This is a genomic window from Kitasatospora sp. MBT63, assembly GCF_000710465.2.
Classification (GTDB): domain Bacteria; phylum Actinomycetota; class Actinomycetes; order Streptomycetales; family Streptomycetaceae; genus Kitasatospora.
On record NZ_JAIZ01000349.1, the window covers coordinates 1 to 10196 of the forward strand.

The window sequence follows — 10196 nt, forward strand, 5'->3', positions numbered from 1 at the left end:
CCCGCCCCGACCACCCGGGCCGCCCTGACCGCCGCGCCGCAGCCCGCACAGGACCCCACCGCCCCGATGACCCCGGCCGTCCCCGCGGCCCCCGGTAGCCCGCTGGAGGCCGGTGACGCGGACTGCCCGGCGATCCCGGCCGGGGCCGACCCGGCGCGCTGGCGCTGCGAGGTGCACGTCGGTGCCCCGCTGCTGACCGTGGGCGCAGTCGAGGGCCTCGTCCTGGCGCCGATGACCATCACCTTCGCCGGGGGCCCGCTGCCGGACGGCACCAAGGGCCAGGTCTTCGGTGCGCTGCGCAGCGCAGCGCACCGACCCGGCTGCCCGGCTGACTGTTCGGGCTTCCGGCGCCGCTGGGCGCGACCACCAGGCCCGACGCCCGCGGCTCGCTCGGCGGGCTCGCCCTCAACCCAGTGCGGTGGCCGATCCGACTTCTGCACCGGGCAGTTGAGCCTGCGGCTGGTCCTGCGCGGACCCCTGCTGCCGGACTCCTGCGCGATCGGCGGGTCGGTGCCGATCGACCTGGCGCTGCGGCGTACCGCCCCGGCGGTCCGGGAGTCCGAGGAGCCGCCGCTGATCCGGTACTCGATGGAGGACGGCGGCTTCGCCGCGCCCGTGGTGGGGCGGTGCGGCCCGCTGGGCCACCTGCTCGACCGCCGGCTCGGACTGCCGGCGGCCGATGGCAACCTGCTGCGGCTCGACGCCGCCTACACCTTCAGGACGTACGACCGGCTGCGCTGACCCCGCTCTCGCCGCCGCCCGGCTGACGGTCCGACAGCCGGGCGCGCAAGGCCGCCGCCGCTGCCGTGGAGGCGGCTGCGGAGGCCGCGGCGGCCGCGGCGGCCGCCATCGGGGCGGCCTCCCGGCGGGTCTGGCCGGGGATGCCGGTCGGCCGGTCGGCCCGGGGGGTGCGAGCCGCCTGCTCGACCGCCTCGACCGCCTCCCGCGCGGCGAGGTAGGCCTGGACGGCGGCGATCCCGTAGACCGGCTGGATCAGCTGGTGGCCCTTGAAGAACGGGCGGGCGGGCGCGAATCCGGCCGCGACCACCAGTTCGCGGATCTCGGTTATCTCCTCCTCGGTCCGCGCGGTGAAGCGGACCTCCCAGCCCTTCTTGTACGCGCGGCCGTCCTCGCTGTTGCGGCGGGCCAGGTCCGGTCGGCGGACGTAGCCGGGCAGTCGGCCGAGGCGCAGCTGGGCAGTGCGCCGGCCGGAGGTTTCGTCACGTGGCATGAGCTGATGGTAGGCAATCGTCCGGGAGCCGTTGACTCCGGGTTGGTGCTTCACCGTGCGTAGTCGATTACGCCCTGTCATGATCGCCTGGTGGTGGCGGTGTGCGCGGTTCGGGGCCCGCGAAGATCAATCCGATGAAAATCGGATGGTACCCGTCAAGTCCGACCCAATCCGGCAACTGAATGAACGTCCTATCCGCCGAATGGGTGAGGGTATGGGGACTTTAGTGCAGACCAGTCCCGTTTTCGCGACGGTTGGGTAACAGGTCGTCAGGTCGTGGATCCCGTGGCGGAGCTGTTGGGGAAGGTGTCGGCATGAGCTACCAGATTCCCTCCCAGTCCTTGTCCCTCGAAGAGCTGGCCCGGCGGCAGCAGAACGTGATCACGGCCAGTCAGCTGCGGGCCCGTGGCGTGCCGACGCGGGTGGTCAGCGAGCACTGCCGGCGTGGCGGGCCCTGGCGCCGGATGCTGCCGCGGGTGTACCTGCTGCAGGAGAGCGAGCCGACCCCGGAGCAGCGGATGTGGGCCGCGCTGCTGTACGCCGCGCAGAACGGGCGGGACGAGGGCGGCCGGGAGGGCGCCGTGATCACCGGCGCGGCGGCGCTGGCGCTGTACGGCTTCGTCTCGATGCCCCGGCTGCCCGCCGTCACCGGGGTCGAGGTGCTGGTGCCCCGGCAGCGCCGGCTGCGGGACGCCGGTGAGGTGCGGATCCGGCGCACCGAAAGGGAGTTGGTGGCGCGCTCGGTGCACGGGCTGGCCTGCGCACCGGTGGCCCGGGCGGTCTGCGACGCGATCCGGGAGTGGACGGACGCGGGTGCCTTCGACGCCGGGGTGATCGGCCCCGGGCTGCTGCGCTCGGTGCTCCGCGAGGCCGTCTCCCGGATCGGATCGGGCGGCGGGCTGCGGGAGTTGTCCACCGAACTGGCCGAGGCCGGGTTGCTGGAGGAGGCCCGGGTGCGGGCCGCGCTGGACGAACTGCTGGCCGCCGAACGGGAGTCGGTGCTGGACCGGCTGGGCGAGCTGATCGACGAGTGGCTGCTGCCGGCCCCGCTGGCCGGCCCGGAGCTGCGGATGCGCGGCGGCACCTACGTCGCCGTGCCGGACCTGTACTGGCCGCAGGTGGGGGTCGCGGTCGAGGTGGACTCGGACCTGCGCTGCGTCAGCGAGGGCGAGGCGGCCTGGGTGCGTGGTGGCCAGCACCGGATGGAGTACCTGGGGGTGCGGGTGGTCCACGTGTCCGGGCAGCGGCTCGCCGCCGAGCCGGACGCGGTCGGCGGTGAGCTGCGGGAGGCGTTCCGCGCCGGCGGCGAGGATGTGATCGAGCTGCTGGTGACCGAGCGCTGACCGCCGGGCCCCGGCCGGGGTCCGTCCGCCACGGGCCTGCGACGCAGGCCGAGCAGCACACCGGCGCCGGCACCCGGCGCGCAGTACCCGGCACGCAGTACCCCCCGTACCCGGCACCAGCGCCCAGCCCCGAGCACCCGGTTCCCGGTGCCCGGCACTCAGTACCGAGCCCAACTCCCAGCCCCGGCACCCAGCCCCCGCCGCCGCGCAGGCGCGGCCCGCGGAGGTCAGCCGCGAACCACCGGTTCTCCGGTCAACTCCACCCCGGCGAGCCGGAGTTCCTCCAGCGCCGCCGCCGTCGTCGGGGCGGCCACCGCAGCGGTGAGGTCGAGCAGGACCCGGGTGGTGAAGCCCTCCCGGGCGGCGTCGAGGGCGGTCGCCCGGACGCAGTGGTCGGTCGCGATGCCGACCACGTCGACCTCCACCACGTTCCGTGACCGCAGCCAGTCGGCCAGCCCCTGCCCGTTCTCGTTGCTGCCCTCGAATCCGCTGTACGCGGCCGAGTACGAGCCCTTGTCGAAGACCGCCTCGATCGCGCCCGAGGTCACCGACGGCGCGAAGTTCGGGTGGAACCCCACGCCCTCGGTGCCCGCCACGCAGTGCACCGGCCAGGAGTGGACGTAGTCGGGCTCGGCGGAGAAGTGCTCCCCGGGGTCGATGTGGTGGTCCCGGGTGGCGACGATGTGGGTGTAGCCGGCGGCGGACTCGGCGATCAGGTCGGTGATCGCGGCGGCGACCTCGGCGCCGCCGGACACGGCCAGACTGCCGCCCTCGCAGAAGTCGTTCTGCACGTCGACGACGATCAGGGCGCGGTGCATGGCTGGCTTCTCTCGTTTCTCGGTGACGTTGTGTTGCCGGGGGCGGCGCCGGGTGTCGGGGCCGGGCGCACCGGGGGTATGAACTCTAGGGAGTGACGCGCGTAGGCGAAAGAGTCGTGCGCCCCTGCGGCCCGGCCGTTGCGGCCGTCGGCGGCTGCTCGGTGACGATCACCGGCTCGCCCTTGGAGAGCTGGGTCGCGGAGAGAGGCAGTCCGGCCCTGGCCCGCAGGTGGCGCTCGCGGGCGGCCTCCAGCGGTTCCCGGCCGACCACCTTGCCCCCGGTGACCAGCGGGACGTGCAGCAGGTACGGCTCCAGCTCCGCGGGGACCGGCCCGAGCCCGACCACCTCGGCCTCGGCGACGCCGTCCGCGTCGGGGCGCCGGGCGGCCCACTTGCGTCCGCCGACGCTGGTCTTCCCGCCGGCCGAGCGCTTGGCCACCGGCACGAGATCGCCCTCGGGGCCGGCGGCCCGGGCGACCAGCTTGTAGACCATCGCGCAGGTGGGGTGCCCGCTGCCGGTGACCAGGCTGGTACCCACGCCGTAGCCGTCGACCGGGGCCGCGGCCAGCGCGGCGATGGCGTACTCGTCCAGGTCGGAGGTGACGATGATCCTGGTGCCGGTGGCGCCCAGGTCGTCCAGCTGGCGGCGGACCCGGTGGGCGAGCAGGGTCAGGTCGCCGGAGTCGATCCGGACCGCGCCGAGGCCCGGGCCGGCCACCTCGACGGCGGTGCGGACGGCCTCGGCCAGGTCGTAGGTGTCGACCAGCAGGGTGGTGCCGCGGCCCATCGAGTCGATCTGGGCGGTGAAGGCGTCCCGTTCGCTGTCGTGCAGCAGGGTGAAGGCGTGCGCGGCGGTGCCGGTGGTGGGGATGGAGTAGGTGAAGCCGGCCTCCAGGTCGGAGGTGGCGCCGAAGCCGGCGATGTAGGCGGCCCGGGCGGCGGCGACCGCGGCGCCCTCGTGGGCGCGCCGGGCGCCCATCTCGATGCACGGGCGCTCGCCCGCGGCGGCGGTCATCCGGGAGGCCGCGGCGGCGATGGCGGAGTCGTGGTTGAGGATCGACAGGATCAGCGTCTCCAGGATCACCGCCTCGGCGAAGCTGCCCTCGACGGTCAGCAGCGGCGAGCCGGGGAAGTAGACCTCGCCCTCCGGGTAGCCGTGGATGTCGCCGCGGAAGCGGTAGTCGGCCAGGAACCGCAGGGTGGGCTCGTCCACCACCCGCTGGTCGGAGAGCCAGTCCAGTTGCGGCGTGGTGAAGCGGAAGGCCTCCACCGCGTCCAGCACCCGGCCGGTGCCGGCCAGCACGCCGTAGCGGCGGCCGTTCGGCAGGCGGCGGGTGAACACCTCGAAGACGGAGCGCCGGTGGGCGGCGCCGCTGCGGAGGGCGGCCTGCAGCATGGTGAGTTCGTACCGGTCGGTGAGCAGCGCGGTGGACCGGCTCGCGGTGATGGCGTCCATGATGATGATGCTACTACCACTTAGCGTCAGTCTGACGATTTCTCTCCGGCGTGTTGACCCGGATTCGCTCGCGCGTCCCCCGGATGGAAGCATGAGAGGCAGAGGACGTCGTGTCGGGTGAGGGAGAAGCAGTCGTGAGTGTCGCCCCGGTGGAGATCGAGCGCCCTGAGGTCGAGGGCCTGCCGGTGACGGAGCCCGACACACCCTGGGTCACCATCGTCCACAACGACCCGGTCAACCTGATGAGTTACGTCCAGTACGTGTTCCAGGCCTACTTCGGCTACCCGAAGGACAAGGCCAGGCAGCTGATGATGGACGTGCACACCAAGGGTCGCGCGGTGGTCTCCAGCGGTACCCGCGAGGAGATGGAGCGGGACGTCCAGGCGATGCACGGTTACGGTCTGTGGGCGACCCTCCAGCACGACTGACCCCGTACGGCCATCAGGCCCCTCACCACCACCAAGCAGACAGGCTGATCAGGACACATGGCTGGGTTGTTCGAGAGCGCCGGCGGCGGCAGCGCGGTGATCGCGCTGGACGAGGTCGAGGCCTCCATCCTGCGCACCCTCGAGGTGCAGATGCTGGAGCTGATCGGGCCCGGACCGGGCGGTGCGGGCGACGACCCGCTGGCGGCGCTGTTCGCCGAGGGCCCCACCGAGGCGCCCGAGGACCCGGCGCTGGCCCGGCTCTTCCCCGACGCGTACGGCGAGCCGGGGGAGCGGGCCGACGAGGAGACCCGCGCCATGGCGGGCGAGTTCCGCCGCTACACCGAGGTGGACCTGCGGGCCCGCAAGCGCGACGACGCGCTGGCCGTGGTGCGCTCCCTCGACGGCCTGGGCGAGGACGGCGGGGTGCTCCAGGTCCCGGCCGGGGACTGCCGGCACTGGCTCGGCGCCCTCAACGACCTGCGGCTCACCCTCGGCAGCCGACTGGAGATCACCGAGGAGGACGAGCAGGGCCTCTACCGACTGCCGGACACCGACGAGCGCAAGCCCCTGGTGATGGCCTACGTCTGGCTCGGCCAACTGCAGGAGACCCTGCTCGACGCGATGACCGGCTGAGCCGGTCCCCCTGCACGCCCGCGCCCGTCCGTGCCGGTCCGTACCCCGATGTCCCGTCCACCGGCGGAGAGTCCGCATGGTGGACGGGATTTCGCGTCAATACGGACAAAGAGCTCGATATCCGTACCTGTCATGCTCAAATGGCGCTCAGATACCCACCGGTATCCGGTCATACCGTGATACGACTTCCCCTCGCCCCGCGAGCAGAAGGAGGGTGGCCATGGCCGACCAGGCCCAGGACGAGATGACCGAGGTCCGGTCCGAGGGGGACGAGGGCTACGAGCGCGGTCTGGGCAGCCGTCAGATCCAGATGATCGCGATCGGCGGCGCCATCGGCACCGGCCTCTTCCTCGGCGCCGGTACCGCCATCTCCAAGGCCGGCCCGAGCCTCATCCTCAGCTACGCGGTGGCCGGCCTGGTGATCTTCGTGATCATGCGGGCGCTCGGCGAACTGCTCACCTACCGCCCGGTGTCCGGCAGTTTCGCCGAGTACGCCCGCGAGTTCCTGGGCCCGTTCGCGGGTTATGTGACCGGCTGGACGTACTGGCTGTTCTGGGTGGTCACCGGCATGGCGGAGACCACCGCCGCCGCGGTCTACGTGCGCTTCTGGGCGCCCGGCATCCCGCAGTGGGCCAGCGCGCTGGTCTTCCTGGTGATCCTCTACGCGGCCAACCTGATCTCGGTGAAGCTGTTCGGCGAGATCGAGTTCTGGTTCTCGATGGTCAAGGTCACCGCGATCATCGGCATGATCCTGATCGGCGTCGGGGTCCTCACCCTCGGCTTCAGCGACGCCGCCGACACCGCCTCGGTCAGCAACCTGTGGGCGGACGGCGGCTTCTTCCCCAAGGGCATCGGCTCCACCGTGATGACCCTGCAGATCGTGATGTTCGCCTACCTCGGCGTCGAACTGGTCGGCGTCACCGCCGGGGAGAGCGCCGAGCCGGAGAAGAACCTGCCACGGGCCATCAACACCCTGCCCTGGCGGATCATGCTGTTCTACATCGGTGCGCTGACGATCATTCTGGCCCTGGTCCCCTGGCGGGAGTTCAGCCCCGGCGTCAGCCCGTTCGTGGCGGCCTTCGGCAAGATCGGAATCCCGGCCGCCGCCGGCATCATCAACTTCGTGGTGCTCACCGCGGCGCTGTCCTCCTGCAACTCCGGGATGTACTCGACCGGCCGGATGCTGCGCGACCTCGCCCAGCGCGGCCAGGCGCCCGGCCGGCTCACCGCGCTCAACTCCCGCCGCACCCCGGCCCTGGCGATCACCGTCTCGGCGCTGCTGATGGGCCTCGGCGTGGTGCTCAACTACCTGGTCCCGGCCAAGGCGTTCGAGTACATCACCTCCGTCGCCACCGTCTGCGGCCTGTGGACCTGGGCCGTCATCCTGGTCGCCCAGCTCCGCTACCGCCGCGCCTGGCAGCGCGGCGACCTCCCGGCGCCCACCTTCAAGGCGCCCGGCGGGGCCTGGCCCAGCCGCCTCGCGCTCGCCTTCCTGGTCCTGGTCGTGGTGCTGATCGCGATCGACGAGGACTCCCGGATCTCGCTGTACGTCTTCCCCGTCTGGGCCGCCGCCCTGGTGGTCGGCTACCAGGTGCTCAAGCGGGTCAGGCCGCAGGCCGTCCTCGCCCACCCGGGACATTCGGAAGCACGCCCGGAAGCCGGCCGGGACGCCCACCCGGAGCCCCGCCCGCAGGCCGCCCCGCGCGGCTGATCCGGCACCCACCGACCCCCGGTCCGACTGCTGGACCGGGTCGCCCGTCCGGCCGTCGAACGCACCCCGCGACGGCCGGACGGGCCTGGCTATCCTGACCGCATGCTGACCATCACCCGAGAACTGCGCGACGCGATCGTCGCCCACGCCCGCGCCGACCACCCGGACGAGGCCTGCGGCGTGGTCGCCGGACCGGCCGGCAGCGGACGGCCCGAGCGGTTCATCCCGATGCTCAACGCGGCCCGCTCGCCCACCTTCTACGAGTTCGACTCCGGCGACCTGCTCAAGCTCTACCGCGAGATGGACGACCGCGACGAGGAGCCGGTGGTGATCTACCACTCGCACACCGCCACCGAGGGCTACCCGTCCCGTACCGACGTCTCGTACGCCTCCGAGCCCGGCGCCCACTACGTGCTGGTCTCGACCGCCGAGGGCAACGGGGAGAGCGACCCGTACCAGTTCCGCTCGTTCCGCATCGTGGACGGCGTGATCACGGAGGAAGACGTCGAGGTGGTGGCGGACCACGCCGCCTGAGCCCGGCCGCCCCCGCCGGACCCCGGACCCCGGACCCCGGACCGGCCGGGTCGCCCCGCCCGGAGCCGGGCGGCCTGCCCGCGGCCTGCCCGGGGTCCTGCCAAGTCTCAGCATCGGATACGGAAACGACCGGATCCCGAGACGCAGCTGCCGGACCGGGGGCGGGAATCTATACGATGAGCCCATGCGTTCCGTCGATGTGAGCAACCAGGCCCCGGGCATCCGCCTCGTGGCGCGCCTGCACGTCGACCTGTGCCGGCTCGCCAGTGCGATCTGTCCCGGCACCGCCGACGCCAGCTGACTTCGGCACCGCCCACCCCGGCAGCGACCGGGGCCACTCCCCTGCCGCGCCCCGTGCGGCCCACCCGACCCACCTCCACAGGAGCGCAGCCATGGCCATCGAGGTCCGCATCCCGACCATCCTCCGTACCTACACCGACGGCGCCAAGGCCGTCGAGGGCACCGGCGCCAACCTCGGGGAACTCTTCACCGACCTCGACGCCCGCCACCCGGGCATCGCCGAGCGCCTGCTCGACGCCGGCGAGCTGCGCCGCTTCGTCAACGTCTACCTGAACGACGAGGACGTCCGCTTCCTGGACGGCATCGCCACCGAGATCACCGACGGTGACAGCGTCACCATCCTGCCGGCCGTGGCCGGCGGCGCCCGCTGAGCCGCCGCCCGATGCGCTATGACAGCCCGATCGAAGCGGTCGGCAACACCCCGCTGGTGCGGCTGCCCCGGATCTCGGCCGCCGTCCCCGGCAACGACCACGGGCTGGTCACCCTCTGGGCCAAGCTGGAGGACCGCAACCCGACCGGCTCGATCAAGGACCGTCCGGCCCTGCACATGATCGAGCGGGCCGAGGCGGCGGGCCTGCTCACCCCCGGCTGCACCATCCTGGAGCCCACCAGCGGCAACACCGGCATCTCGCTGGCCATGGCCGCCAAGCTCAAGGGCTACCGGATGGTCTGCGTGATGCCGGAGAACACCAGCGAGGAGCGGCGCGAGCTGCTCCGGATGTGGGGCGCGGAGATCATCCCGTCGCCCGCCGCGGGCGGCTCCAACACCGCGGTGCGGATCGCCAAGGAGATCGCGGCCGAGCACCCCGACTGGGTGATGCTCTACCAGTACGGAAACCCGGACAACGCCGGCGCCCACTACCGGGGCACCGGGCCGGAGATCCTCGCCGACCTCCCCGAGATCACCCACTTCGTCGCCGGTCTCGGCACCACCGGCACCCTGATGGGCGTCGGCCGGTTCCTGCGCGAGAAGGTCCCCGGCGTCCAGGTGGTCGCCGCCGAGCCGCGCTACGACGACCTGGTCTACGGGCTGCGCAACCTGGACGAGGGCTTCGTGCCCGAGCTGTACGACGCCGAGGTGCTCACCACCCGCTTCTCGGTCGGCTCGGCCGACGCCGTCCGGCGCACCCGGGAACTGCTCCAGCAGGAGGGCATCTTCGCCGGCGTCTCCACCGGGGCCATCCTGCACGCCGCGATCGGGGTCGCCCGCAAGGCGGCCAAGGCCGGCGAACGCGCGGACGTGGCCTTCGTGGTCGCCGACGGCGGGTGGAAGTACCTGTCCACCGGCATCTACACCGCGGAGTCGACCGAGGCCGCGGTCGAGGCACTGCAGGGCCAGCTCTGGGCCTGAGTCCGCCGTCGCCCCGTGGGCGCCGCACCCCGCCGGGTGCGGCGCCCGCGGCGTCTCAGTGCCGGGCCCGGCGGACCACCTCGGCCCAGATCCGTTCCTCCACCGGGCCGACCCGGCGCCGGAAGTCCGCGAGCGGCACCTCGCGCAGCTCGTCCGTCTCGAGCCAGCTCGCCCGCCCTTGCCGGTCACCGACCGAGCCGGCCGGCAGCCGCAGCACCCCGGGCCGTTCGGCGTGGTGCTTGGTGGTGATCTTGGCGACCAGCGCGGTCCGCGGCCGCACCCGCAGCACCAGGCACGGCCGGTCCTTGCCGCCCGGGCCGTCCTCGAACGGCACCTGCGCCCACCAGATCTCCCGGGGCGCGGGCCGTCCCGGCCGCGGTGCGCGCGCCGG

General features: G+C 72.9%; 13 protein-coding genes. 9 read left to right on the forward strand and 4 right to left on the reverse strand.

Annotation, left to right across the window (positions count from 1 at the left end; translation table 11 throughout):
* The coding region (locus tag AA75_RS20745) for a hypothetical protein (RefSeq protein ID WP_368666601.1) at window positions 1–741 on the forward strand (741 nt) is incomplete at its 5' end.
* On the opposite strand, the gene AA75_RS20750 is transcribed toward AA75_RS20745, so the two are convergent.
* Entirely contained in the window at window positions 716–1231 is a 516-nt protein-coding gene (locus AA75_RS20750; protein ID WP_033821646.1) for a hypothetical protein, read from the reverse strand. The two genes, AA75_RS20745 and AA75_RS20750, sit on opposite strands and share 26 nt — an antisense overlap.
* Window positions 1232–1545: 314 nt before the next feature.
* Between AA75_RS20750 and AA75_RS20755 the strand changes: the two genes are divergently transcribed.
* The gene (locus AA75_RS20755) at window positions 1546–2574 is read left to right on the forward strand and encodes a hypothetical protein (RefSeq protein ID WP_051812910.1); all 1029 of its coding nucleotides are present in this window, start codon (window positions 1546–1548) and stop codon (window positions 2572–2574) included.
* Window positions 2575–2801: 227 nt separating this feature from the next.
* Here the strand turns inward: AA75_RS20755 and AA75_RS20760 are convergent, their stop codons facing one another.
* On the reverse strand, window positions 2802–3392 hold the full coding sequence (locus tag AA75_RS20760) for an isochorismatase family protein (RefSeq protein WP_033821647.1): 591 nt from the start codon (window positions 3390–3392) through the stop codon (window positions 2802–2804).
* A gap of 85 nt (window positions 3393–3477) precedes the next feature.
* Window positions 3478–4848 (reverse strand): nicotinate phosphoribosyltransferase, encoded by a 1371-nt coding sequence (locus AA75_RS20765; protein ID WP_063794404.1) that lies wholly within the window; start codon window positions 4846–4848, stop codon window positions 3478–3480.
* A gap of 134 nt (window positions 4849–4982) precedes the next feature.
* On the opposite strand from AA75_RS20765, the gene clpS reads away from it, so the two are divergent.
* From clpS to AA75_RS20795, 7 genes are all read left to right on the forward strand, one after another.
* On the forward strand, window positions 4983–5276 hold the full coding sequence (gene clpS / locus AA75_RS20770; RefSeq protein ID WP_033821648.1) for an ATP-dependent Clp protease adapter ClpS: 294 nt from the start codon (window positions 4983–4985) through the stop codon (window positions 5274–5276).
* 57 nt (window positions 5277–5333) lie between these two features.
* Window positions 5334–5909, forward strand: coding sequence for a DUF2017 domain-containing protein (locus tag AA75_RS20775; protein ID WP_033821649.1), 576 nt, complete (start codon window positions 5334–5336; stop codon window positions 5907–5909).
* Between the two features lie 220 nt (window positions 5910–6129).
* A complete protein-coding gene (locus AA75_RS20780) occupies window positions 6130–7620 on the forward strand; it encodes an amino acid permease (protein ID WP_149038280.1) in 1491 nt (496 codons plus the stop codon).
* A 102-nt stretch (window positions 7621–7722) separates the two neighbouring features.
* Complete coding sequence (locus tag AA75_RS20785; RefSeq protein WP_033821650.1) at window positions 7723–8154, forward strand: Mov34/MPN/PAD-1 family protein; 432 nt, start codon at window positions 7723–7725, stop codon at window positions 8152–8154.
* Window positions 8155–8338: 184 nt separating this feature from the next.
* Window positions 8339–8455, forward strand: a complete 117-nt coding sequence (locus AA75_RS54035; RefSeq protein WP_359887644.1) for a putative leader peptide — start codon at window positions 8339–8341, stop codon at window positions 8453–8455.
* 91 nt (window positions 8456–8546) lie between these two features.
* On the forward strand, window positions 8547–8825 hold the full coding sequence (locus AA75_RS20790; protein WP_033821651.1) for a MoaD/ThiS family protein: 279 nt from the start codon (window positions 8547–8549) through the stop codon (window positions 8823–8825).
* A gap of 11 nt (window positions 8826–8836) precedes the next feature.
* Complete coding sequence (locus AA75_RS20795) at window positions 8837–9805, forward strand: PLP-dependent cysteine synthase family protein (RefSeq protein WP_033821652.1); 969 nt, start codon at window positions 8837–8839, stop codon at window positions 9803–9805.
* Between the two features lie 55 nt (window positions 9806–9860).
* Here AA75_RS20795 and AA75_RS20800 read toward each other — a convergent pair.
* The coding region (locus AA75_RS20800) for a type II toxin-antitoxin system PemK/MazF family toxin (protein ID WP_033821657.1) at window positions 9861–10196 on the reverse strand (336 nt) is incomplete at its 5' end.

Excerpts from the sequence above, each read along its gene's own strand:
- AA75_RS20755 (WP_051812910.1), top strand. The coding sequence starts at position 1,546 with ATGAGCTACCAGATTCCCTCCCAGTCCTTGTCCCTCGAAGAGCTGGCC.
- AA75_RS54035 (WP_359887644.1), top strand. The coding sequence starts at position 8,339 with ATGCGTTCCGTCGATGTGAGCAACCAGGCCCCGGGCATCCGCCTCGTG.
- AA75_RS20765 (WP_063794404.1), bottom strand. The coding sequence starts at position 4,848 with ATGGACGCCATCACCGCGAGCCGGTCCACCGCGCTGCTCACCGACCGG.
- AA75_RS20795 (WP_033821652.1), top strand. The coding sequence starts at position 8,837 with ATGCGCTATGACAGCCCGATCGAAGCGGTCGGCAACACCCCGCTGGTG.
- AA75_RS20775 (WP_033821649.1), top strand. The coding sequence starts at position 5,334 with ATGGCTGGGTTGTTCGAGAGCGCCGGCGGCGGCAGCGCGGTGATCGCG.
- AA75_RS20760 (WP_033821647.1), bottom strand. The coding sequence starts at position 3,392 with ATGCACCGCGCCCTGATCGTCGTCGACGTGCAGAACGACTTCTGCGAG.
- AA75_RS20790 (WP_033821651.1), top strand. The coding sequence starts at position 8,547 with ATGGCCATCGAGGTCCGCATCCCGACCATCCTCCGTACCTACACCGAC.
- AA75_RS20750 (WP_033821646.1), bottom strand. The coding sequence starts at position 1,231 with ATGCCACGTGACGAAACCTCCGGCCGGCGCACTGCCCAGCTGCGCCTC.
- AA75_RS20785 (WP_033821650.1), top strand. The coding sequence starts at position 7,723 with ATGCTGACCATCACCCGAGAACTGCGCGACGCGATCGTCGCCCACGCC.
- AA75_RS20780 (WP_149038280.1), top strand. The coding sequence starts at position 6,130 with ATGGCCGACCAGGCCCAGGACGAGATGACCGAGGTCCGGTCCGAGGGG.